This window comes from Paenibacillus sp. J22R67 (assembly GCF_059692175.1).
On record NZ_JCAUAX010000001.1, the window covers coordinates 502340 to 527102 of the forward strand.

The 24763-nt window shown below is 45.4% G+C and carries 28 protein-coding genes; 1 reads left to right on the forward strand and 27 read right to left on the reverse strand.

The genetic code is table 11. The features are described 5' to 3' along the window. Positions 1-35: 35 nt before the first annotated feature. The 14 genes from AC58VC_RS02375 to AC58VC_RS02440 all read right to left on the reverse strand — a co-directional run bounded on the left by AC58VC_RS02375 (position 36) and on the right by AC58VC_RS02440 (position 13080). Positions 36-656, reverse strand: a complete 621-nt coding sequence (locus AC58VC_RS02375) for a redox-sensing transcriptional repressor Rex (protein WP_497367264.1) — start codon at positions 654-656, stop codon at positions 36-38. Then, positions 653-3514, reverse strand: coding sequence for an ATP-dependent DNA helicase DinG (dinG, locus tag AC58VC_RS02380; protein WP_497367265.1), 2862 nt, complete (start codon positions 3512-3514; stop codon positions 653-655). The genes AC58VC_RS02375 and dinG overlap by 4 nt, the downstream gene beginning before the upstream one ends. Before the next feature lie 89 nt (positions 3515-3603). Further along, positions 3604-4197: a tetratricopeptide repeat protein gene (locus AC58VC_RS02385; RefSeq protein ID WP_127451445.1), complete on the reverse strand. Its 594-nt coding sequence runs from the start codon at positions 4195-4197 to the stop codon at positions 3604-3606. A gap of 79 nt (positions 4198-4276) precedes the next feature. Next, a complete protein-coding gene (gene panD / locus AC58VC_RS02390; protein WP_315949310.1) occupies positions 4277-4660 on the reverse strand; it encodes an aspartate 1-decarboxylase in 384 nt (127 codons plus the stop codon). Between the two features lie 5 nt (positions 4661-4665). Beyond that, the gene (panC, locus tag AC58VC_RS02395) at positions 4666-5529 is read right to left on the reverse strand and encodes a pantoate--beta-alanine ligase (RefSeq protein WP_497367887.1); all 864 of its coding nucleotides are present in this window, start codon (positions 5527-5529) and stop codon (positions 4666-4668) included. Positions 5530-5556: 27 nt separating this feature from the next. Further along, positions 5557-6411, reverse strand: coding sequence for a 3-methyl-2-oxobutanoate hydroxymethyltransferase (panB, locus tag AC58VC_RS02400; protein ID WP_145655272.1), 855 nt, complete (start codon positions 6409-6411; stop codon positions 5557-5559). A 257-nt stretch (positions 6412-6668) separates the two neighbouring features. Then, positions 6669-7637: a biotin--[acetyl-CoA-carboxylase] ligase gene (locus tag AC58VC_RS02405; RefSeq protein ID WP_497367266.1), complete on the reverse strand. Its 969-nt coding sequence runs from the start codon at positions 7635-7637 to the stop codon at positions 6669-6671. A 56-nt stretch (positions 7638-7693) separates the two neighbouring features. Next, complete coding sequence (locus tag AC58VC_RS02410) at positions 7694-8980, reverse strand: CCA tRNA nucleotidyltransferase (protein ID WP_497367267.1); 1287 nt, start codon at positions 8978-8980, stop codon at positions 7694-7696. 26 nt (positions 8981-9006) lie between these two features. Next, positions 9007-10179 (reverse strand): N-acetyl-alpha-D-glucosaminyl L-malate synthase BshA, encoded by a 1173-nt coding sequence (gene bshA, locus AC58VC_RS02415; protein WP_497367268.1) that lies wholly within the window; start codon positions 10177-10179, stop codon positions 9007-9009. A 19-nt stretch (positions 10180-10198) separates the two neighbouring features. After that, complete coding sequence (bshB1, locus tag AC58VC_RS02420) at positions 10199-10891, reverse strand: bacillithiol biosynthesis deacetylase BshB1 (protein ID WP_497367269.1); 693 nt, start codon at positions 10889-10891, stop codon at positions 10199-10201. 1 nt (position 10892) lies between these two features. Beyond that, positions 10893-11312 (reverse strand): methylglyoxal synthase, encoded by a 420-nt coding sequence (locus AC58VC_RS02425; RefSeq protein WP_477501235.1) that lies wholly within the window; start codon positions 11310-11312, stop codon positions 10893-10895. Between the two features lie 27 nt (positions 11313-11339). Further along, positions 11340-12143 (reverse strand): 4-hydroxy-tetrahydrodipicolinate reductase, encoded by an 804-nt coding sequence (gene dapB / locus AC58VC_RS02430; RefSeq protein ID WP_497367270.1) that lies wholly within the window; start codon positions 12141-12143, stop codon positions 11340-11342. Between the two features lie 26 nt (positions 12144-12169). Next, positions 12170-12679 carry a tetratricopeptide repeat protein gene (locus AC58VC_RS02435; protein ID WP_497367271.1) on the reverse strand — a complete coding sequence of 170 codons (510 nt, stop codon included), beginning with the start codon at positions 12677-12679 and terminating at the stop codon, positions 12170-12172. Positions 12680-12741: 62 nt separating this feature from the next. Next, positions 12742-13080, reverse strand: a complete 339-nt coding sequence (locus tag AC58VC_RS02440; protein WP_497367272.1) for a nucleotide pyrophosphohydrolase — start codon at positions 13078-13080, stop codon at positions 12742-12744. A gap of 114 nt (positions 13081-13194) precedes the next feature. Between AC58VC_RS02440 and AC58VC_RS02445 the strand changes: the two genes are divergently transcribed. Beyond that, the gene (locus AC58VC_RS02445; protein WP_497367273.1) at positions 13195-14067 is read left to right on the forward strand and encodes a YitT family protein; all 873 of its coding nucleotides are present in this window, start codon (positions 13195-13197) and stop codon (positions 14065-14067) included. 38 nt (positions 14068-14105) lie between these two features. On the opposite strand, the gene AC58VC_RS02450 is transcribed toward AC58VC_RS02445, so the two are convergent. The 13 genes from AC58VC_RS02450 to AC58VC_RS02510 form a co-directional block, all read right to left on the reverse strand. Then, on the reverse strand, positions 14106-14996 hold the full coding sequence (locus AC58VC_RS02450; RefSeq protein WP_497367274.1) for a sporulation protein YpjB: 891 nt from the start codon (positions 14994-14996) through the stop codon (positions 14106-14108). Between the two features lie 66 nt (positions 14997-15062). Beyond that, entirely contained in the window at positions 15063-15725 is a 663-nt protein-coding gene (locus AC58VC_RS02455) for a DUF1405 domain-containing protein (RefSeq protein ID WP_497367275.1), read from the reverse strand. Positions 15726-15787: 62 nt separating this feature from the next. Next, a complete protein-coding gene (locus AC58VC_RS02460; RefSeq protein WP_497367276.1) occupies positions 15788-16678 on the reverse strand; it encodes a c-type cytochrome in 891 nt (296 codons plus the stop codon). Positions 16679-16698: 20 nt separating this feature from the next. Then, positions 16699-17370 (reverse strand): menaquinol-cytochrome c reductase cytochrome b subunit, encoded by a 672-nt coding sequence (qcrB, locus tag AC58VC_RS02465; RefSeq protein WP_497367277.1) that lies wholly within the window; start codon positions 17368-17370, stop codon positions 16699-16701. A 17-nt stretch (positions 17371-17387) separates the two neighbouring features. After that, positions 17388-17933, reverse strand: coding sequence for a QcrA and Rieske domain-containing protein (locus AC58VC_RS02470; protein ID WP_497367278.1), 546 nt, complete (start codon positions 17931-17933; stop codon positions 17388-17390). A gap of 281 nt (positions 17934-18214) precedes the next feature. Next, on the reverse strand, positions 18215-18646 hold the full coding sequence (locus AC58VC_RS02475) for a DUF2487 family protein (protein WP_145655285.1): 432 nt from the start codon (positions 18644-18646) through the stop codon (positions 18215-18217). Positions 18647-18718: 72 nt separating this feature from the next. After that, a complete protein-coding gene (locus AC58VC_RS02480) occupies positions 18719-19771 on the reverse strand; it encodes an LCP family protein (RefSeq protein WP_497367279.1) in 1053 nt (350 codons plus the stop codon). Positions 19772-19920: 149 nt separating this feature from the next. Continuing rightward, positions 19921-20109 (reverse strand): IDEAL domain-containing protein, encoded by a 189-nt coding sequence (locus AC58VC_RS02485; protein ID WP_127451411.1) that lies wholly within the window; start codon positions 20107-20109, stop codon positions 19921-19923. Between the two features lie 174 nt (positions 20110-20283). Next, entirely contained in the window at positions 20284-21438 is a 1155-nt protein-coding gene (locus AC58VC_RS02490; protein ID WP_497367888.1) for a hypothetical protein, read from the reverse strand. 139 nt (positions 21439-21577) lie between these two features. Next, positions 21578-22159 (reverse strand): histidine phosphatase family protein, encoded by a 582-nt coding sequence (locus AC58VC_RS02495; protein WP_497367280.1) that lies wholly within the window; start codon positions 22157-22159, stop codon positions 21578-21580. 50 nt (positions 22160-22209) lie between these two features. After that, complete coding sequence (locus tag AC58VC_RS02500; protein ID WP_497367281.1) at positions 22210-22839, reverse strand: anti-sigma factor family protein; 630 nt, start codon at positions 22837-22839, stop codon at positions 22210-22212. Between the two features lie 7 nt (positions 22840-22846). Then, entirely contained in the window at positions 22847-23428 is a 582-nt protein-coding gene (locus tag AC58VC_RS02505) for an RNA polymerase sigma factor (protein WP_145655289.1), read from the reverse strand. Positions 23429-23852: 424 nt separating this feature from the next. Further along, complete coding sequence (locus tag AC58VC_RS02510; RefSeq protein WP_497367282.1) at positions 23853-24722, reverse strand: polysaccharide deacetylase family protein; 870 nt, start codon at positions 24720-24722, stop codon at positions 23853-23855. Positions 24723-24763 lie beyond the last annotated feature (41 nt).

Here is a 24763-nt window from a genome sequence, read left to right on the forward strand (position 1 = left end):
GGTCAGGTTCTTTTTTTGGATATTAATCTGCGATATTAATCTAAATAATAAGCTAAGCTTTGCAGCTCCGTTGTGAAATCCGCGTAATGCACGCGAACTTCCGGTGGAACCTTTATAATAACAGGAGCAAAATTCAAAATAGCTTCAATGCCGCAATCAACAAATTGATTGGCCACATTTTGAGCTTCGCTAGCAGGCACTGTGATAATCCCGATTCGCACGCCTAAATCCGATAAAATCGTCTTCATTTCCGCCATTGGTTGAACCGTCAAGTTATTGATGGTCTCTCCTGCTTTGGACGGCATCGCATCAAAAACAGCGACAATTTTCATATCATTTCGCAGATAAGTATTATAATTGCATAAGGCGCGGCCAAGATTCCCCGCTCCAACAAGAGCAACCTGAATGTGCCGATCAAGCTTGAGTATCTGTCTAATTTTCTCGATCAAATAAGCAATATCGTAACCGATGCCTTTTTTGCCGAATTCTCCGAAGTAGGCCAAATCCTTACGAATCTGGGCCGGATTCAGATCAAGCTTTTGACCCAAATCCTGCGAAGATACCGTTGCGACATTTTTCATAGCAAGCTCGTTTAGGAACCGTAGATAAATGGGCAGCCTGCGAACAACAGCCTCCGATATTTTTTGTGATTTCATTTCTGCGCCACCCCCATCCACTGCTCAATCCTTGGTAACATTTGTTCCGTTGTCATATGCTCGATTTTGGGTCCTGGCAGTGAGTAGAGGAAGTGCTTGCCATAAAAGGTTTCAATGACACGCGTATCGTAGATGATCACAATCCCTTTGTCAGATGCGCGTCTAACTAACCGGCCGAAGCCTTGCTTAAATCGAATGACCGCCTGCGGCACAGAAAATTTCATGAACGGGTTCTCATTCCGTTTCTTAATATTTTCACATTTTGCCTCAACAAGCGGATGGTTCGGAGGTTGAAACGGCAGCCGGATAATGGCCAAGCAGCTCAGCGCATCACCAGGTATATCAACGCCTTCCCAGAATGAACTTGTGCCAAGCAGCACACACATCTTGTTGTCCTGGAACATACGGGTTAATTTACTGCGATTGCCGCTGTCAACTCCTTGACCCAGCACCGTAATGCCGTATGATTTCAAATAATCTTTCATCCCGGCATAAATCTGCTTAAGCATCCGATTGGATGTGAACAAGATCAGCATTCGACCTTTGGTCACAATAGCTACTTCACTTAGCGATTCAATGAGCGATGCAATGAAAACGGGATCTCCAGCACCTTTAATCGTAGGAAAGTCTCTTGGAATAACAACCAGAGCTTGCTCTCGATAGTTAAAAGGAGATGGCAGTTGCACGGTTTTGAGTTTACCACTCTCTTCATCCTGCGGAATCACCAGCCCTAATTGATCAGCTGAATACTGGAATGATTTATTCACGGACAAAGTCGCGGATGTCATGATAATGCTTTCTTTCGTCTCAAAGAAATGCTGCTGAAGCAAGCTGCTGACATCTGTCGGAATAGAGAAAAGCTGAAGAGATTTCGCTCTGGCATAAGTTCCCGCTTCCATCCAATACACATAGCCTTCATCCGCCATTTTCATAAAGAAGTGCAGCGCATCTCGATGCTCATAGAGCTCTTTCACGGTTCCATTCAGGTCCGTCACTAACCCTTGAACCCCGAACGCCTCCTGATGTTCCTTCACATCACTTAATAATTTATCAAGCGTGCGAAGCAAATCATTCGCATTCAAATAAATATTGTCCTCCATCGTCATCAGCTCGTGCCAATTAGCAGGCAATGTCTCCGGCTTCATGCGCAGCACATACGTGGAATTCTCCGTTTGCGACGGGTCACTTTTGGACGACACCAGCTCATATAGTGATTCGCTCAGCTGGTCCCAATTCTCTTTCATCTGCACAATTTTCGGGAAAAGTCCATCAATCGTATGACTCCATGCCGCTGCACGTTCTTGCTGCTCATCCGACTTCTGCAGTCGAAACCGCAGCATTGGCAGTTGTCCGCTCCGATTATCTTTGTAAAGCCAAGTTAACGAATGATACATCGCCGAGGAATGCAACTCGATGCCAAGATGTTTACTCGCCACTTCCTCAAAGTGATGCGCCTCATCAATGACAAGGTGCTTGTAAGCCGGTAGGAGGCGGTTCTCAGCCTTCATATCAGTAAACAGGAGGGAATGGTTCGTAATAATCACATCAGCCGTATTGGCGTCGTTACGCGCGCGATGATAGAAGCATTTTTTGTACCATGGACACATCCGATTCAAACAAGAGTCTGTATCACTGGCAACAGAGTACCAGAATTGAGCCCCTTTATTCCCAAAATGGATTTCCTCTTCATCCCCGTGTTCCGTTTCGCTCAGCCACACGACCATTTGTGCCGCAGTGACTGGGTCCTCTTTGCCATTCTCGTAATCGCGAGTTGTCAGTTTCGTCTCAAATTTGCGCAAGCACAAATAGTGACTTCTCCCTTTCAATACCGCCGCCTTGAAAGGAACCGGAAAAATCTCTTTCAACAGCGGAATATCCCGCTCTCTAAGCTGCTCTTGCAGATTAATCGTGTGCGTAGAGACAACCACTTTCTTCTCATATTTGATGCCATAATAGAGTGCCGGTATCAAATACCCAAGTGATTTCCCTGTGCCTGTTCCCGCCTCAATCATCAAATGCTGATCGTTCTCAAGCGATTTCTCCACTTCGTAGATCATTTGCTCTTGAGATTCCCGCTCTTCGAAAACTTCAAACTTCTGCTGAAGCGCTAATTTCAAGCCTTGCTGGAATTCTTTGAAGGAAGTACCTAGTCCGTCTTCATCAGAAACCCCACGTATGTCATCCTCTTCGCCCCAATCCGTAACATTCAGCGTAAATTGGCGGAAATAACGATTCGTATCCGTATCGATGCTAGTAATCGATTCTTTATATAGACATATTTCGTCCAAAAACCAACCTAAGTCGCTGGAGCTATTTTCGAAAATATGCTGTAACCGCTGCACAGTAAGGAGAGGCAGCCCAATCAGCCTTTCCAGGCATCGAACCCAGATCTCAGCCGTAACCTCAGCGTCACTGTCAGCTTGATGAGGCCGTTCATGGTCAATGCCAAACAAACCGGCTACCATGCTCAATTGAAGACTGGAAATGGATGGAAATAATATGCGAAGCATATCCATCGTATCCAGCACTCGACCTGAGAATGGCGGGTAACCGGTTTTGGTCAGTCCCTTTTGCAAAAAAGAAACATCAAAAGCTGCATGGTGCGCAACGAGTACGCAATCAAACAAAAGTGGAAACATATCCGACATCACTTGATCAAGCGTGGGAGCATCAGCAACCATCTCATCCGTAATGCCAGTAAGTGTTGTAATGGAAGAAGGTATACCAATCCCTGGATTAACCAGAGAAGTATACCTGTCGATAATTTGAAATTGATCTATAATGACCAGTCCAACTTGGATGATTTCATCCGCAGGCTGACTTCCTGTCGTTTCAAAATCCAAAACTGCAAATTTCATGACGTGTATCTTCAATCCCTTCGTCCTGCACTTCTCCTAGCATACCAAATCTTATTAGGAAAAGGGAATACCTGATCGCCACATTGGTTTTAGGACTCGTCCAGATTGATGAGAGGCTCCATACATGATGGGTCCGTATGGTATGCTTTTTGAAAATACTCGAATGCTTTTTCTATATTCTGATTCTGCACCTGTATGACTCCCATGGCGTTGTAGGAAATAGCCTTCATCTTGGAGTTATCCGTCAGAGGCAGCAGGAATTTGAAGTGCCTATACGCCTCTCCAAACTCCCCTTTCCGCAGATGCCCCATTGCCAAATAGACCCTTGCCAACAAGAAATCAGGCTGCCTGCGAATCAAGACTTCAAATTCCTTGATCGCTTGATCATACATGTAAAGCTTGTAGTACCCTTGCCCCCGGACAAATTCATCCGTTTGCTTCCCTGACAGATCGAGGTCCATCAGTTCTTTATGAAGGGTTTGGGTACTGATCGGCACGGCCCCATAAAACTTTCCCAGCTTCTCCTCAAAAAGCAGCCACGCCTCAATGAACTCATCGCTCATTGTTTTCAACACTTGCAATTGTTCGTCGAGCTCCGCTCTTTTCTCCACATCACTATTCGGATATTCTTTTTGGATTTCTTCCAAAACCTCGTTCATTGTGGAAAATAAATGCTTAAACATTTGGCATCCCACCTTTGCTTCGAAAGCTTACCCTCATTCTTTGTAAACAGAGCCGATTTCATGCATGGAAGTGACCATCTTAAAGGATGGTGGAATGCTCCTCTGCTTTTAACAATTGGGCTACTTTATTATTTGTTCCCATGATCGCAACAGTTGGTTGATGCTTCTTGGCTTCTTCGTCGGTCATCATGGCATACGTCATAATAATGACCGTATCACCTTCTTGCACCAAACGTGCCGCGGCACCGTTCAAACAGACGACCCCAGTCCCGCGTGGGCCTGCAATGATATACGTTTCAAGGCGTGCGCCGTTATTGTTATTAACAATTTGTACTTTCTCATTCGGCAGCATATCAACGAGATCAAGCAAATCCTCATCAATCGTGATGCTTCCAATATAGTTCAAATTCGCTTCTGTTACGGTAGCGCGGTGTATTTTAGCTTTCATCATTGTGCGAAACATAAACTTCACTTCCTTAATTGTAAAATGACATTATCGATTAGACGTGTTTTGCCGAATTTAACGGCAAGGGCAAGAATGATGGAATCGGTATGAGTGCTGTTTTCAAATGGTTCTAAGCTTGGAAAGGCAAGAACTTCCGCATAATCAATAACGGCTAATGGTGCTGACGTGATATGGCTGCTAACCAGGCTTTCCAGTTCGGCAGCTTTGAAGTTATTTCGAGCTTGCACGAATTCCTTTGCTTTGTCCAAAGCTTGCGAAAGAACTAACGCTTGCTTCCGCTCTTCGTCCGAAAGATAAACATTGCGTGAACTCATGGCGAGACCATCTTTTTCGCGCAGTGTTGGGCAAGGCACGATTTCGACCGGCAAATTCAGATCCTGCACCATCTGCTTAATCACAGCAACCTGCTGGGCATCTTTTAGTCCAAAAAATGCTTGATCTGGCTGCACAATATGGAACAACTTACTAACCACTGTCGCAACGCCGTCAAAATGTCCTGGTCTCGACGCTCCGCAGAGCCTCGAGGTTAGTCCTGAAACAGCAACAGTCGTGCGCGTCGGAGTCGGATACATTTCACTCACCGTAGGCATGAAAACCAGATCTGCGCCGGCTGCTTCAGCAACCTCAAGGTCTCGCTCGGTGTTGCGCGGATACCGCTCAAAATCCTCTCCAGGACCAAACTGCAGCGGATTGACAAAAATACTCAATACCACAAGCCCACTCTGCGAACGTGCTTTACGCAGCAAGCTGGCGTGGCCTTCGTGCAAATAACCCATTGTAGGCACAAAACCTACAGATCCATCATTCTTACGTCGGTATTCCCTAATACGAGAACGCAAATCGGCTATCGAATGAATCACTTCCATTGTCTGGATCGCTTTCATGGCCGCTCACTACTCCTTATCGCCGTACAAATATTGAACTACATCGTTATCCATATGAAACGTATTTTCCTGCGCGGGGAACGTGCGCTCTTTCACTTCTTTTACATATTCACGAATGCCTTCACGAATAGTTTCCCCGATATTCGCGTAAGCTTTTACAAACTTTCTGGGCGCGCTGTCAGAACCATACTGTAATAGATCATGGTAGACAAGAACCTGCCCATCGCAGTGAACCCCAGATCCAATACCAATTGTTGGGATCGACAACTGCTTGGTGATCCATTCTGCTAGCTCATCTGTAACCAGTTCCAGCACAATCGCGAAAGCACCCGCTTCTTCAATGGCTTTGGCGTCGCTGAGCAGCTTCTCTGCTTGCTCTGAGCTCCGACCTTGCACACGGAAACCGCCAAGCTGATGAACCGACTGCGGAGTCAACCCAAGATGCCCAATAACAGGAACGCCAGCTTCTGTGATCGCTTTGACCGTAGCGGCAATCTCAGCTCCTCCTTCGAGTTTCACAGCCTTCGCTCCACCCTCTTGCATTAAACGGGCGACGCCTTTTAAAGTGGTGTCCAGGCTTCCGTGGTACGTAAAGAATGGCATATCCGCTACGATAAACGTGTTCGAAGCGCCGCGGACCGCGGCACGTGTATGATAGACCATGTCATCAAGCGTCACCGGCAGGGTCGAATCATACCCTAACACAACATTTCCAAGTGAATCTCCAACAAGGATCACATCAATGCCGGCTTCTTCCGACAAGCGAGCTGACGGGTAATCATAAGCCGTTACCATCGTAATAGGTACGCCGTCTTGCTTCATTTTTCTCATTCTAGCTGTTGTTAGCGGCTTGCGCTTTTCCATTTGTATCCCAGCTTCCTCATATAAAATAAAAAAACCTTTTAGCTAAGAGCTAAAAGGATCGCGTTCAGAAAGAATCCAATGATTCTTCTGTCTCGGTCCCGTAGGCTCAGAGCAGAATCTAACATCTTGTTTACTCGTTATTTGGCTGAGTTGAACATGTTACTACGCTTGTATTGCAGCAAGTGCAGTTCCTTTAAGGATACCGCCTCGCTATTCAATTATACCAAATGTAGCTTCCAATTGATACCTCAACTTTTCTAACGCAGTTCAATATCGCCAGAATAGACTTTGATTTTCTCTCCGTCCCCTTTAATCACCGTTAACGCACCTGAGTCATCCAAGGAGTCCGCAATACCCTCAATCACACCACTCGGGGTATGTGTTCGGATAGGACGCTTGAGAGTGACACTCAAGGCTTCCCAAAGCAATCGTATTGGGGAGAATCCTTCTTCCAAGTACAAAGCATACAGCTCTTCGAATTCTAAAAGAAAGGCTTGTACCAACGTTTCTCTTTTGATATCCGTCCCAGACTCAATCGCCAAAGAAGTTGCAATTGAACGCAATTCCTCCGGATAGTCTTCGACTTTCAAATTCACGGATATGCCAATGCCAGCAATGACATACTTCAATCTTTCATCCTCGCCGCTGCTCTCCAGCAAAATCCCGCTGACTTTCTTTCCTTTAATCAGCAAATCATTCGGCCATTTGATCCCGATGTCAACACGGCATACTTTCTGGATTGAGCGACAAAGCGCGACTGCGCTCAGCAGTGTCAACTGCGGCATAAAGTAGACGGGTACCTTTGGCGTTAGCACAAGACTCATCCATATCCCTTTACCCGCTGGAGAATGCCACGCACGCCCCATTCGGCCACGCCCAGCTGTTTGTGCCTCAGCAAGCACAAGCGTGCCTTCAGAAGCCCCTGACGCTACCAGTGCGTGCGCAATCGTCTGAGTCGAGCTAACTTCTCCATACACGTGCACCTTTTGTCCAAGCACTTTCGTCTTCAATCCCTGCAGCAGCTCAGCTACCTGCCATTTATCCGGTTTGCTCACCAGCCGATAACCTTTGCGCGGGGCTGCCTCAAATTCATAACCAGCCGCCCGCAGCTCTTCGATATGCTTCCAAATCGCTGTTCGACTTACGTTTAATCTACGGCTAATTTCCTCACCTGACACGTAAGTTTCCGGGGATTCTTGAAATAGCTCTAAAATCCGCTCATTCATTTTGTTCACTCCAATTAACTAGTTGAAAAACACGAGTAAAAAAACCACGCGCGCTGCTACTTCGCAGCACGCGCGGCATGTAAAAGCGATTCTCGCTCGTTCGGCAATCCCCCGAGCGCGGTTTTCTCCAGCAATTCCTGCAGCAGCTTGCCCATCCATGGGCCCGGCTGCATGCCCAGCTCTGACGCCAGATCCTTGCCGGATATGGCGAGGTCCTTCAGGCTGAAGCAGGGTACCTCGCTCAGCCAAACTTCTCCGCGGCGCACCAGCTCCGGCGCGGTTGCTTCAAGAAACAGCGCGAGCTCGCCGCGCTGACCGTTACTCGGCTGCAGCGCACGCAGCAGCCGCAGCAGCGCGCGGGCGGCGGCTATGCCGCTGCGCACCGCGCCAAGCTTCCAGACCCGCTCCAGCGGAGCAGGGTCTGACGGAGAGGCGGCCACTGCTTCGCGCAGGGCCAAAACGGCCACTACCGCGTCGCCGTCGGCGCGGGAGAAGGTCAGCTCCTGGAGCGCCGTGCGGACCACGTCCGCCGGCACCTCCAGGAGCATCAGCAGCATGGACCAGCGGTCATGCTGCCCCTCCAGCGCGCTGACAGCGTCCAGCGCGTCATCCCAGGCGAGCCAGCGCTCAAAAGGCAGCGGAAGCTGCTTTTTGAGGTGCGCCGTTAGGCGGCTCGCCAGAAGCAGCCGGACGGCCCGCGCAGGGGCTGGGCCGTCAATCATGCGCTGGAGCTCGCTGCGCACGCGCTCCATGGCGATGTGGCGCAGCAGCGGGGCTTGCGCTAGCAGCGCCTGCCACGTGCTCTCCTCGACCTGCAGCTCATAGGTCGAGGCAAAGCGAATGCAGCGAAGCATGCGCAGCGCATCTTCGCCGAAGCGTTCCTCCGCTTTGCCTACGCAACGGAGCACGCCTAAAGCGAGATCCATTTGCCCGGCAAACGGATCGATCACTTCGCCTTCGCGGTCCATCGCCATCGCGTTCATGGTAAAATCACGCCGCTTCAGATCTTCCGTCAAGTCGGAGATATACGCGACTGAAGCCGGGCGGCGAAAGCCTTCATACTCCGCCTCTTGGCGGAACGTCGTTACTTCATACGTCCCCTGCTGCAGGATGACGGTGACAGTCCCGTGTTGAAGTCCTGTCGGCGCCGTCCGCGGGAAGCAGGCAATCACTTGCTCTGGCAAGGCTGACGTCGCGATATCGATATCTTTAATCGGCCGATCGAGTACGGCATCCCGTACGCAGCCGCCTACGAGGTAAGCTTCATAGCCTGCCTCCGTAAGCTTTGCCAGTACGTAGGAAGCGCCTCGATCTTCCTCCCATATTTTTCGAGCATCCAACATGTTACTCCTATCCAGCGTACATCCTCTTATTGACAGGATGAAGCTGTAATCCGATGTGATTCCGGAAGTTCTCTTCCCAACACGCGATAATAAATCTCTTCATACTGTTGCGTGGTGATATCATTACAAAATGTGTATCTGGCACGGTCTAAGCAATTTTGCACCACTTGCTCATACAGTACTTGGTTGCTGAGCAGGTTCACTACATGATCTGCCATCGCTTCCGTATCGCCCACATTGGCAAGGTAACCGGTTTCCCCATGCGTAATCAGCTCTGGAATTCCTCCTGCATTTGAACCAATCGTAGGCACACCACACGCCATAGCCTCCAGAGCGACCAATCCGAAGCTTTCTTTCTCCGAAGGCAGGAGCATGACATCAGCAAGGGAAATCACCTGTGATACGTCATCCTGCTTACCGCAGAACGTGACTTTGTCGGTAAGACCCAGCTCTTTTACCTTGGCAATCATTTTGGACAAATCAGGTCCTTCGCCGACAAACAGGAGCCTCGAAGGGATCCGCTTGCTTACATTCGCAAAGATATCAATGACATCCTGAACGCGCTTGACCGGTCTGAAATTGGAAATATGAATAAGGATCTTCTCTTCCGGCCTTGCAAACTCTCCACGAAGCTTTGTAACATCTCTCGGATAATACACCCTTTTATCAACAAAGTTATAGGTCAAATCGATATCGCGGTCAATATCCAGTAATTCCCTAGTTTCCTTAATTAAATCCTTCGACACCGCTGTAACGGCATCGCTCTCATTAATTGCATATCGAATTAAATCTGAAATGGATTGGTCCTGGCCAAGTACCGTAATATCCGTTCCGTGAAGCGTAGTGACGACCTTCAGCTTACTTCCAACCATTTGCTTGGCAAGCAGTGCACAGACGGCATGTGGAATCGCGTAGTGAACATGAAGCAGGTCAAGCTCTTCCATCTTGGCAACTTGTGCAAGTTTGCTTGCAAGAGAAAGATCATATGGAGGGTAACGGAACACATAATACTGACTGACTTCCACTTCATGATAAAAAATATTTTTATGAAATTTACCCAGGCGAAACGGCATGCTATGCGTAATAAAATGAACCTCATGCCCTTTTTCGGCAAGCAGCTTGCCGAGTTCTGTTGCAACAACGCCTGAACCGCCTAACGTCGGATAACACGTAATTCCAATTTTAAGTTTATCGTTCATTTTGCACCTCTTTTCCAGATCAATCGAATCGATCTACCACCATAGGCAGTTTAGAGACGAAACCTTCTGCATATGGAAGCATACGCTTTTGTCCCAATAAATGATCACGTGCCACTACACGCTCTACATAACCTTGATTAAGCGGTGTCGCTACGCTGCCTTGCCCTGTTATAAACTGCGAACGATAGGCGCTGAGTGCAGCCTTTTTGGTCTCGTAATAATCTGTTACATTGACTATAAAATCAGCTTCGTACACATCATTTATAAAATAAAAATACATGTTTTCCACGTTGACTGGATCAGACTCCGGCAAATATTTGCGCAGTTTGGCATTAAAGACAGCTTCTTGAATTAATGCCGAGCAGGCAATATGATCGGGATGTCGATCCTGCCAATAAGGAGCGAAAACGATTCTAGGTTTATATTTTCGGATTTCTGCTGTAATTCGTTCAATATGACTGGGAGTCATGAACAAGCCTCGATCTGGTAAGCCCAGATTCGTTCGCACGGTCAATCCTAATAATTGTGCCGCTTGCTCTGCTTCTTCTTTCCTCGTCTCAACCGTCCCATTGGAGGACATCTCTGCGTAGGTTAGATCGCAAATACCCACCCGATAGCCCATCGCGGTATGCTTCGCAATCGTTCCGGCCATCCCAATCTCCGCATCGTCTGCATGTGCGCCAAAAATAAGAATATCTAATTGTTCGCTCATCTTATTCAAGTCCCGGTTTATATTTATGTACGAGTTCTCTCCATGCAAAATCCCCACGATCTAGCGCTTTAACGAGGATTTCCGCTGTAGCAATATTGGTGGCGCATGGGATTCCTTGAACATCGCATAAACGCAATAGAGCAATGATATCCGGCTCATGTGGCTGGGCCATTAACGGATCGCGCAAGAAGATAATCAAATCCATCTCATTTTGAGCGACCAAAGCACCAATTTGCTGGTCTCCGCCAAGTGGACCCGACATAAAGCGATGGACATCGAGTTTCGTATTCTCCATGATTCTCTGTCCTGTCGTGCCAGTTCCATATAATTTGTGACCTGCAAAGACATGCTCATACGCCGTAACGAAATTGACCATCTCATCTTTTTTGCGGTCGTGAGCGATTAGCGCAATATTTAACATTCTGACTTCCACTCCCCTAGGACTTTCTTAATCTATAAAATGCTCGAATCCATAAATCATACCGCTATATGTCATTACTTTACGAACAGCAATCGCTACGCCCGGCATATAGGCAGCACGGTCATAAGAGTCGTGTCTAATCTTAAGTGCCTGCCCTTGTTCAGCCATAATGACTTCCTGTTGAGCAAAAATACCCGGCAGACGTACGCTATGTATTCTAAACCCATTGTAATACCCGCCGCGCGAACCTTCAATCGTTTCTTCTTCTTTCGGATTACCTTGCCTCATCTCTTCTCTAACTTCAGAAATAAGTTCAGCGGTTTTCACGGAAGTTCCTGAAGGCGCGTCGAGCTTTTGATCACCATGATACTCGATAATTTCCAAGTGAGGGAAGTACTTAGAAGCTTGCGCTGCAAATTTCATCATCAGAATGGCTCCAATGGAGAAATTAGGCGCAATAATTCCGCCGATTCCTTTATCCTGACACTGCTTGTCCAACTCTGCAATATCCTGCGGTGTGAATCCAGTAGTCCCCATTACGGGACGAATGCCTAACCGAATCGCTAAACTTGTATGCGAAAATGCTGTTTGCGGTCCAGTAAAATCCACTATTACATCCGGTTTGGATTCGGTTAGCGCAAGTTCCAAATCATTGCTCATTTTGACGCCGCATTCTTCTAATCCTACCATTTTTCCAAGATCAATTGGGCCAGAGGAGCGGTTTATGCCCGCCACTAATTCCATATCGGACTCCGTGAGTACGGTCTTTACAACCTCTCTCCCCATTCTTCCACTTGCCCCAATGACGGCTACTCGAATTTTACGATCCATGACGATGTTTCTCCTTTGTGTATGTTTCAAACTCTATTTTTCATCTTTTGCTGGTAGCGAGCAGCCTGCTGCTTGGCTAATTCGTGAGTCGGTTCTAATCGAACAGCTTCCATCACCGTTTGATAGGCTCTCCCGTAGTCTTTACGAAAAGCAAAAGCTTCCCCAAGTATCAGGTAGGCTTCTATTGCAAGAGGATCGAGCACAATTGCTTCCTTCAACAAGAAAATTGCTCTTTCGGCATGCTCAGATTGTGTGCTTAACTGCTTGCGTGCTTTATCGACCAATTCTCTGGCATGCAGCACTTGCAAGTGATAGCGGTACACTTGATTATCTTGTTCCAGTTGGGTAGCTTCTGAAGCATGTTCAATGGCATTACTCAGCTTGTTGCTTCTTGCATAAGTAATCGATAGTTTGTAGTGATAGGCAGCATTGTGCGGTTCTGCGATTATCGCTTTTTCAAACCATTCGATGGCTTTATCGAAGTCTTGTGAAAGTATAGATTCGTACGCTTTCTGTATTTGATCTTCTCCATTCATCTGCCCATCCTCCTTATCGAAAGAGAGTCTCCCTTCAGAGGGGATGGTATAGTTTATGAAGCTTATGTAATTTCGGTGTTAATTTTAGTCCATCTACCCGCATCTCTCGTATTAAACTTATGCATGATTTTATCATGTGCATCCGTCAAATCAATCCCCAGTGAGTTCGCGAAACAGATCGTTATAAACATAATATCGCCGAGTTCTAACTCGATGGAGTTGTCCGCTTCGGTGCTTTTTTTCGGTTTTTCGCCGTAGGTATGGTTCACTTCACGGGCTAACTCCCCCACTTCTTCGGACATTCTAGCGAGCATAGCCAAAGGACTGAAATATCCTTCCTTGAACTGGGAAATATAAGTATCGACTTCCTTCTGTATATCTTTCAGCGTGCGTTCCGACATGTTCACCCTTCTCCCCTTCTTCTTCACCAAGATATCATTACTATGTTAAACTAAACAAGAAAAGTTGACAAATTTTTTTGACAGATGCGAACCATGAGGTTTGGAGGAAACGAAATGATTTTTAAGGAACGATTTGCCGATCAATTCACAAATGTACTTGCCATTACGATTGGCACCGCAATTTATGCGTTTGGTTTACATTACTTTGTTATTTCTAATGAGCTCATGGAAGGCGGCGTTACGGGTGTAGCTCTGCTGCTGAAATATGTGCTTAACGTTCCTCCTTCCATATCTACCTTGGTATGTAATATCCCCTTGTTTTATCTCGGGTGGCGTGTTTTCGGGAAAGGCCCGATGATGTACACGATTTACGGGGTAGTATCTTTGTCGTTTTTTCTCTGGGTGATGGAACAACTCATACATAACAACTGGCTGATCCCCTTTCATACCACCCAGGATTATTTTCTAGCCACACTTTATGCCGGGATCACACTAGGTACCGGACTTGGCCTTGTCTTCCGCTTCGGCGGCACAACGGGCGGTTCAGACATCCTGGCTCGAATCGGAAATAAGAAAAGGGGCTGGAGTGTTGGACAAGTTATCTTAATTATTGATGTTATCGTAATTGGTACTTCCTTTCTCTATTTGCCCAAGGAAAAAGTCCTCTACTCACTCGTTGCTGTCTTTGTTACATCCCGACTCATCGATTACATATCCGAAGGCGCTCATGCTGCTAAGGCATTCACGATTATAAGCGATGAAGCCGTGCCTTTATCTGAAGCCATTACAAAGGAATTAGACCGAGGAGTGACTCTGTTTCCTGCTAGGGGTGCATACTCCGGCAACAATAAAGAAGTATTGTATTGTGTCGTGTATCGCCATGAAACAAGACGTCTTCGCGAGCTCATTCAATCCATCGATCCTCGCGCATTTATCATCATAGGTGAAGTCCATGACGTAATAGGCGAAGGCTTTAAAGCACAATAAAAAGGTTGAGCAGATTTCGACATCTGCTCAACCTTTTTTTAATCGCCAAGTTCCTTTTCCCGCGCTCGGGAGTGCTTAATTGGAACGATATGCCGACCGGATTGGTACATCCGCCAGCCCACGAAAGATAAAACACTAACGATGATAAGGCCAATCCCTGCAGACCAGATGATTGGATGCTTAGGGTCAGTAATGGGAACGAAAGCAATTGCATCTTTGTTTTTCAAAAACAATTCATCCAGCACTTGACCCAAATGGTCTAGCCCTGTTTCTACTTGACGGCCTATCATCGGCTCGCTATTGATGTTTTTTCTTAGAAAGAGGAGGACAGAGTCAAGCTTCTCGACAGAGGAAGCATCCCGGCTAATCAATAAAGAAGGATGAATAATGGCAATATGCTGCGATAGCTTCCCGAAGCTTGCAATGCTCTCTTGTTGTTTACCTGCTTTTACAACTTGTGTCAATGCAGCTGTGTCATTTTGCAGTACTTTATAATATTGCAGCCACATGGGTTGATTTTTATGGGTAAGGGCATCCGTTGCAAGTCTTATTTTGGCTACAGCCATTTGAGCTTCTTCTGGTGAGTAGCTCGCGGCGTTATAGACTCTCTTGGCCTGTGTAATCGTTTCCGTTAAAGCATTAAGCCCCTCTACGGATGTAATTCCTTCAAATTGTATCTTTGGAATTTGATCTGACATTTGCATCAGCTTATTCCGTGCCTCAAGCACTTGGCCGTCCATCGTTTGCTTGTACATCTCGTCGGCAATTTGATTCAAAAACTCTACCCGCTTCAATTGTTCCGGATCTATTGGTTTAGCGGCTTGTCCAATCGTACTGGTGCTAGCTGCGCATGCAGAGCTTATACTTACGACTGCTGCCAGCAAAAGTGTGACCGTCAGTCGTTTAATTCCTCCGGTAAAAATAAACATGGGACATCCCCTCCTTCACCATCATCATATGGAGGTTCGTCCCAATTTAGACCATCGGTTATGTGATTATCGTTGTTTCTTCTGACGCAAACCCAAACAGATAAAAGCAATCAAAATACCTATAAGGCTCAAGCTGATTGTAAACCCTTCTATGGTTCTATAGTAGTTGTTTACAAGCACTTCGGGCAATCTAGGGAATACTCCTCGTTCGTAATCCATGAAGTCATTCCACAGCGTCCAGCATGTAACAAGTAGGATGGCAGGAATCCGGTAAGAATACCATCTAACAAATAATAGCGCTTCCACTGCCATTGCCAAATGCGAGCACGTAAGCATCCAACCATCCCAGCCAACAGGAACTCCTTGCCAAGCGCCTGCCCAGATCATGGTAACTGCCCAAATGCCATATTTAAATGATGTGATAAGAGCAAAGGCTTCCACAAAGGCTCTAATAGCTTGGTAAACTTTCCCGGATGATCTGCCCCATGAACGGTCTATAATTAAGTAACCGACCGACAAAGTGAAGAATAAGCTAGCTGTCGGACTATCGGGCACAAAAATAACATACCATGACGGGTATTCAGCTATCGTGTCCACCATTTGAAGCCAATACCACTCATAACCATACACGGTACCAAGCAGATTCGTAATGAAAAACAGCCACAGCATCTTTTTGCTTAACAAGAAATCCTTACTCCAAAAATAAGAAATGGACACGCCTTGATGCAAGGAAGCTCCTCCTCCAGTGATTTAAAAAAACCTGACCGCTTTCGCGATCAGGTTTCCCTATTTTATTGGGCCTTTTGTTTGGATAACCACTCAGCAAGTTTCGTGATATCGGCATCTGTTAAACCTTTATCAATGTTGGCTTGGTATTGTTTACCCATGTTGCCCTTACCGTTCTTGATGATGTTCAAAATCTCATCTTGCGGATGTTTGTCACCTACGCCAAGCAGCGCCGGTACGCCTGAAGCCGGCATCCCTTTAAGTCCTGCACCATGACAAGACAAGCAAGTTGCTTTTTTGTAGATTTCAGCACCCGGATCATCTGCAGCTACGATAGCTGGAGCTTTCTTCGTATCCTTAGCAGCACCGCCGCCAGCAGCTGCGCCTTTGTTAGCGTGCATTTCTTCTTCACGCTTAATGTGCTCAGGAATGATGTTTTTCTCTTTCAACTCAAATTGGTAGTGATCCCAAGATGTGTAGGTTAAGTATGTACAAGCGATTAGAGATAAAATCATCAAGCTAGAAGCGATTGGTCTTCTGTAGAAGCGACGCTCTTTGCCTGTATCCAAGAAAGGAGCCAGCAACAAACCGCCGAACAGCAAACCAGGTACGACAACCGCTCCAAGTACTACGTAATCCCCAGATGTATACGGATATTTCAATAATTGATACATGAACAAGAAGTACCAGTCAGGCATCGGAATAAACGCTGTATTTTTAGGATCCGCAGGATAGCCTAACGGAGCTGGATCGGACATTACCAACACTAACATACCGACTAATACAACGACCCCTACCATCCACTCTTTTAACAAGAAGTTTGGAATAAAGGCTTCCGATTTTCCCGGATACGCAGAGTAATCGCGAGGAATTAATCTTTGTTCTTCTGTTTTCTTAATTACGCGGGAATCCCCTACGTAAACGATTTTCTCGTCTGACTTATGACCATGCGCCACGCTATTCGCCCCTCCCTAATTTATAGCGGTCCGGAAATACCTTGTTTGCGAATCATGAAGAAGTGTCCAGCAAGCAAAGCGAGCAGAACGCCAGGCAGGAAGAACACGTGAATGGCAAAGAAACGAGTTAGTGTTTGCGCACCAACGATGTTTCCGCCTTGCAGCAACGTTTCAATGTACGGACCCGCTAAAGGTACGGACGCTGCAATTTTCATACCTACTTGTGTAGCAAAGTATGCTTTGTTATCCCATGGAAGCAGGTATCCCGTAAAACCTAGACCTAACATAACGAAGAAAATGAGCATGCCTACTACCCAGTTCATTTCACGTGGCGCTTTGTAAGAACCTGTGAAGAACACGCGCAGGGTATGTAAGAACATCATTACGATAACTAAACTAGCTCCCCAGTGGTGCATACCTCTGACGATAACACCGAAAGCTACTTTATGTTGTAAGTAGTCAACGCTTGCATAAGCATTGATGATATCAGGTGTGTAATACATTGTTAAGAACATACCTGACAGGATTTGAATGACTGTAATGAAAAACGTCAATCCGCCGAAGCAATACACGAAAGCGGAAAAATGATGAGCAGGGTTTACGTGTTCTGGAACCTCATGATCTGCTACATCCCTCCACATAGGCGTAATATCAAGACGTTCGTCAATCCAGTTGTATACGTTTTTAAACATCTGACTGTGACGCCTCCTTATACTCTTGTGTTAGCATGCAGTTGTCCCACATAAACGAACCCATTCTCAACTTTGGTTGTGTATTCATCCAATGGTTTTGGTGCTACAGCAAGGTTTTTACCATCTTGCGTATAGTGAGCACCATGACAAGGACAGAAATACTGATCTTTGTAAGCCGGGTTATCGTTCCAGTTAACCGTACATCCAAGGTGCTTACAAGTAGGATTTAGTGCAAAGAGTTTGCCGCTGCTGTCTTTGGAAATCCACGCAACCAATTCAGCGTCACTTTCGTACCAACCATCTACTTGATGCACTTGGAACGTAAATGATTGTGGTACATTTGTAATTTTACTTTCTTCGACAACTTTAACCCAATCTGATTCTGCCTTTTTCTGAAGTACAGGATCTACCGCAAACCGAATCATCGGAATAATGATGCCGGCCCCCATGAATCCTCCAGCGCCACCTAGGGTATAGGATAGAAATTGTCGACGAGACATTTCGCGTTTTGTCCCGGGCTTCTTCCCATGCTGTTCTTCATTGTGATTGTTATGATCACTCATTCTCAGGTCTACCCTCCTACATTGGCCGATGTCCAACCCTCTCGGACGTCAGTTACCTCTATCACGTGTCGTTCGACATTACACTACATAACTAGGACATTACTAATAATATCCTACGACTACTAGGTCGTCAAGAATCCAGAACTCCTTTTGAGCCATTGAAAACTTGGCGTTCGGACAAATTTTAACGAAATTGTCACAACTTTTTGGCAGCCAATGTACGCCATTACTCCCCTTATCCTGCACAATTTTTTTTCCAATAATACGCTTAACAGCTAAAGTTAATCACTATGCTGCCATAAGTGCTGGACTTGCTTAGAAATACTTGATTTGATCTGTTCGGATTTGCTTTCCCACTGCTCCATATCGACAGCAATCAACAAATCGGTTTGATCCGCTTTCCAGCTTGCACCTTCCGTATGTATGGTTAGTACGATGACATAGCGGAATCCCATCCTTTTTAAATGAAGGGAAAGGGCTTCTAGCTGGTCCCTCATGCTCACCGCCGTCATATAATGAAGCGCTGGGTACGTCACTACCCTACCCTTGTATGGAATTTCGATGGTTTCCAGTGCATCTCGGAGCTGCTCCAGCGCCAAAGTCACTTGTGCGGGGTCTTCGAATCCGGTCAACCCCGTTACTGGCAGCAAACATGTGTCCAAGTATGGTTTTAAATCGTGCCATTCTTGCGCAGAAATTTCATTAAACTTCAACCGTGCTTCCCCCTCTATCTTTTACCAAAAATGCGTTTGCTATGTAGCAATAGCCATCGCTTCTTGTACACTTTAATCTGTCTGCAAATGGCTGTCAATTGAACTGTCCGTTTCACCGCGCAACGCTTCCAGCGCTTCCTCTAAATCCTGCTGCTTCACGACCAGGTAAGGACTCTCCCATGTCCCATCCAGATGAATATACTGCACATTAGCAGGCTTATAATCACGGTATGATTTGGTTAAAGTGCGAAGTTCATCTGCAGGAATGTCCGTCTTAATGGAGCTTCCCATAATATCAAGCACCTTTCCCCACGCCGTAACACCATTAATTGAAGTTAATTTATCTAGTAATTCATTAAGGACAAATTGCTCACGCTGGTTCCGCTCCATATCAGACGATTCCGCTGTACCCAAATTCGATTTGCGATAGCGAATATAATCAAGTACTTGTTTGCCATTTAGGCGCTGCGTGCCTTTTCTGAGATTAATATTTGTTCCGTCACTCTCATCCTGGTATTTCATATCCATATCGACATCTACCATCATGCCGCCTAATTGATCAATAAGCTTGCGGAAACCATCAAAATTAATGACAGCCATATGATCAATTGGAACTTGATATACTCTGCTAAACAGCTGCTTCGTTTCATCAAGAGCCGTTTCTTTGTTCTTATTATAGTTATAAGCATAGAAATAGTTAGCTTTATGCGAGGTTTCTAAGCCGGACTTTTCTGCAGATACCTCAAGATCTCTTGGGATTGAAACTACTGTCCCTTGATGAGTCACTGGATCCACACGAAAAAGCATCATGACATCCGTATTTAGCGATCCTTCGCTTCCTGAGCGCTCATCAATGGCCGTAAGCAGCAAGGTAAGCGGTTTCTCCTCATTCTCAGTCGTATTGGGTGCATTTGAGGTATGTGACGTCTGTGAAACGGGGTAATTGCTTGTTTGAATGTCATTTGTTGCAGGCACGCTCGGAGCTGCTATTTGATCCAAGGCATGATTCCATTTATTCATCAGAAAAGCGGCGTAGCCGGATGCTGCCCCGACAACGAGTAATGTTAATAGAAGAAACGATGACAAGACTTTCCGTTTCCGCATGGTTTTCAAGAGCTTTCTCATTTGTATTCTCCTTTTGCGTCGCAATATGGTCTAACTAATCGACGTATGGAGTTACAAAATAGTTCTTTTTTGTCCTCTTTCCAGCAAAAAAAGACATGTGAAATGGTTTCACATGTCTTTCGTCCCTATTGTGGCTGCCACCACGATCATTATCCTGAAGATTGCAGCATTTTAAGCTCAGATGTAAGAGCAAGGAATGTCGGTTGATCCCCTTTTGCTAACGCAAGATCAATCTCTTTGTAGAGATTCTGTTCTTTATATTTGCGAATGGCATCATCCCAAACCATTTCCGCGAAAAGTGCCAGCAGCGCGTTGTTAGATACATTCATTTTTCCCATGAGACCTACCTCCAAATGTGTACGCGGTTTGTCAGGAGCTTCTTATTCGCAAAAACATGAAAGTCCGTTCCTAGGTGTCTGCCAACCCCTGTGTGCTCCTACTTTTATCATATTCACTCCATACAATAGCGCTTCGTTCAAAAGCCCGATTGATCAGGAATGTGCCTTTACCTACTACTTGCTGTCCCCTTTAAAACGAGCACTCTCCTGATCCAGAAAGAGGACAACCTTGTCTTCTTCTGCAACAAAAGTACCCTGAATCACTTTAGAACCCATCTTAGTAACCTGAACGACCATACCGTTCTCGTGATCTTCTCCTATACGTATGAGCCCTAAATGCATCATCATTTGTAAAATGCGCTGTTCTACGATGGATTCCGAGCTGTCATAATAAAATGGTTTAACCAATTTACATAACACGTCACTTAGAGAGGCTAAAGTGACCCACTGACCGCTTAGACGGTCGACCCAGCCCGCGAGGCTTTGAACATTGGGGATCGGATTCTTATATAACCTAAGCCAGAACCTATACACCTCTGCCAGGTTCTCTTTCTTACCTTCTAGCAAGCGTGCTGTTCCTTCTTCCGTTAAAGTCAGCACTTGACCTTGTTCACTGATTAGCTGCCGGTAATAGCAATAATCATAGATGAACGAAAACCGGTTCGGATAGTCTTTAAACATACGGCCATATCCGAAGCGCCAAGAGCCTTTCGACACCATTTCCTCCTGCACAGACAAACGATCAAGAATTTGCTGAAGCTGCCTCTTATAGATGGATCCTTCCGTTGTGAGAGGTAATTCCTGCACATGAGAAATGAACGTCAAGAAATGAAAGATATCATCAATAATGAGTAATTGTTCGTCCCGGTAAACGCTAGGCTCATTGGTCAGGTTCAAGCTTTGTTTGAATATTCCAGTAAGCACATCGCTAAATTTTCGCTTCAAATCATTAGGAACATGAAACAAAAATTTGGTTTGCTGGGAATACCCATTAAACAGCCAGCCGAGTTTCTTAAATTTAATGACCATGTCGCGGGGATTCCATTCCACCGATTCATCCTTCTGAAACCGTGATTGTTGAACTCTAGCGATCAGTTCTTCAATACTGAATGCGTTGCGAGGATCGAAGAGGAGAGAATTCAGAAATCGGATGTCCTCCAAGTTCAAGCTTTGAATATGCTTTTCGAAAATCTCTCTGCGCAGGGCTGTACTCAAAATCGATTGAATCAACTCGTTCTTTGAATGGCCATTGCACTCACACTCATAAGTGTTAGCGATTCGGCCTAGCTCGTGAATATCGGCGTAGCTGAGCATGTCCGCTAGGTTCATTTCCATCTACATCCCCCATTTGGCGAAGCTTCCAGCTCCGTGGTTTCTAGTAACCATTATGGGATTTTTTCCCGAAAATATTCCAAGCCACGTAAAAAAAGCATGACTCTATAACTGAGTCATGCTTCTTGTCACGCATTTATTCGTGTACGATTTCCAAGTGAGATAAACAATTGTACAGCTGCAGCTCCCAACCTTTTTCTTGACGCAGCAGGATGGTTAGAGACGTATTTTGCAGGAATTGCTCGCTATCCATGCGCAATACTCTGAGCACCTGCACAATGAATCCGCCGTGAGACACCAATAATATCTTCTTGTTCGGATAGGCCTCAAGCAGCTCACCCTCAAGCTCGGACCAACGTTTCCATAGATCATCATCGGATTCCTGGCCTAAGTCCTGGAGCTTCCACTCTGGCCCCCAGCGTTCTTCTCTTTCCGCTACAGTAGTTCCTTCGACCTGACCATATCTTCGCTCGCGAAGTCTGTTATCCGTACCGATAATCGGGATTCCCGAAAGCTTAGACATGATTTGAGCTGTTTCCTTTGCTCGTTTCAAATCACTGGAGATGATCCCATCCCACGATTCATTGGCTAATCGGTTTCCAAGCAACCTGGCTTGTTCTCTACCCTCATCGGTTAAATCCGTATCCAACTGCCCTTGCAGCTTACCTAAGCGATTCCATTCCGTGCTTCCATGCCGGATAAAGCCAATCGTTGTCATTAAGTATTCCTCCATCAGTCAATAAAATGAAAAATGCTCCTTCCGGAGCACTAGGCTTTGGTTCGTGATAACCAGTTCATTATGATGATTGTTGCAATCAAACCCAAAATCGATACAACAAGTAAATAATGCGGATACGAATGAATCGGCCCAACATGGAATCGTAATGGCTCCATAAAGCTAGGGTTTAGACTTGCTACGGCATCTACCATCTTATGACCATTCATCGTTTCAGTGCCTGACGCCTTCATGGCTTGCGGCGCTTGCAGATCGAATAACGTATTATCAGCAGCAGCCATCGACGATTTTGGAGTACCGTCATAGACAATTGCGAATAAAAAGCTGAATACGAATAACGCTAAACAAAAAGCAATAACTGCCGTAAGGTTGCGGCGAAGCTTGTAAGAGATCGTATACATGCGCTCGGAAACCGGAATACGCCATGATTCATCCTCATAAATTCGACTCATGACCTTGCCTGAGACCATCGGTTCATAATCGGGAAGCTCGCTCTCGATTGCAGCAGTACGTATAAGGATCGTACTTTCCTCCCAAATTAGAAATTCTTCTGCACATTCGGCACATGTAGCAATATGCTCATCCACCGCGGTACGTCGCAGGTCATCATTCGGCAAGTCCCAATACACCCCAAATAATTCCTGGATCTCGCTACACTTCATCGCTGTTTCATCCCTTCGATTCTTCGAATATCGGTTCACTGAAGTAAGGGTCCAACTGTAGCTTGACAGATGCTCTAGCCCTGAATAATAGAGACTTCACTGAACTTACGGTTTGACCTAAAATATTGGCGATTTCCTGATAATCCATCTGATCATACTCTCTTAATATCAGAGCAGATCGTTGTTTCTCAGGCAAACTATTAATCGCATCTCGAACCATTGATACTTTCTCGTTTCGCAGCATAGCTTGCTCCGGCATAGCATCAAATGATGCATGTGGCGTCAATCCGCTTTGCTCTAACGAAACTTGAACACTTTTATTTTTGCGCAGCTCACTCAAAACGGTATTCCGAGCAATTGTATACAACCAGGTAGAAAAGGATGCTTCAATCTCTCTAAAGGAGTGCAGACTGCGATACGCTTTATAGAACGTTTCGTTACACAAATCTTCAGCAATGGCTTCCATCTGTGTACTTTTGAGCATATGAAAGATGAATGCAAGGATTTTACGCTCGTAACGACGCATAAGCTCGTCATAAAGCTGAACATTTCCATCCTTGATTTCTCTGATCAATTGGGAATCGGTCATTACGTGGCGACCCTCCTAACGGTTCCCGGGTACCACTCCAACTGCTCATACATGTTGTACTGCGGTTAGAGTGAAAAGTTGCGTTCATTTGTAAAATAAATGTGAAAGGATCCATATGTAAAATACGACCTATTAAAAGATTCTCGATAAAATGCGATATTCCTGCTCCATTCGACAAATTGTTGAAAAAAATTCACATTCCAAGCTTGTCTGTTGAAAACAACAACCCACCCTATCCATTATATATTAATTTCAGAAAAATATGGTATCAATGAGCAAAAAAAAAAACCGCCATATTGGCGGCTGCACTTATGGTGCGATTATCGGATAGGAGTGGAGAGAAACCATACTGTACTTTTATTATATGTATACGGTTTCATTCTGTCAACACTTTTTTGAAAACGTTTACCTTGTCCTTTTTGCCTTAAGAATTGTTCTGTTGTAGTTGATGCCTTTTGGATTGATTGATTAAATTATTGATGGAATGAGGACGAATATAAGGACTTCCTGCATTAATACGTGGTATTTGCATGGGATCTGTTTGTATGGAAGTTAATCCCGCTTTGGTCGTGAATGCATATTTAACCCCGGCTTCATTGAGATAGGAGATCGTAAAATCATCATAGCTGCCAAATGGGTAAGCATAGGAATCAATAGACTTTGCACCATTTAATTCTCGAAGCTTGGACATACATGTTTTCGTATCCGAAATAACCCTTTGTCTGAGGTCTTCTTGCGTCTCAATTACTCCATTATTCGTGATTTTGTTGTTCAACATAGGCTTGCCATCTTTCATTGCGTGCAATTGATCGGAATGAAGCTGAAAGTCAATATTTGAAAATTCTTTTCTCATTTTCCTAATTTGATCCCTGGACAAGGAAGGCAGCAATGTCGCTGTCGGGTTATCCAAATCTTTGGTAATCACAAAATTTACAGCCGGTACACGCATTTTTTTGAGAATCGGATATGCATTCGTATAGAAACTTTCATACCCATCGTCAAAAGTAATTAGAACTGCATTATCAGGAATTTTCGCTCCATCTTTCATGAAACTCTTGAACTGATCCATCGAGATGAAATTGTATCCTTGCCGCTGCAACGCACCTAACTGTCGCTCAAATAATTTAGTCGAAATCGTCACAGAGCCCTCCACCTGATCATCAACGTGATGATACACGAGAACGGCAACCTCTTTCGAGTAAATAACATTGCTCGCACTTACAAATGAGGGAAAAAAATTTACAAAAATAACAATAATAATTAACGTGCTTTTTAACAACATCCACAGCTTCATCTCGTTCGCCCCACACATAGAAGTTTGTAATATTTATATGA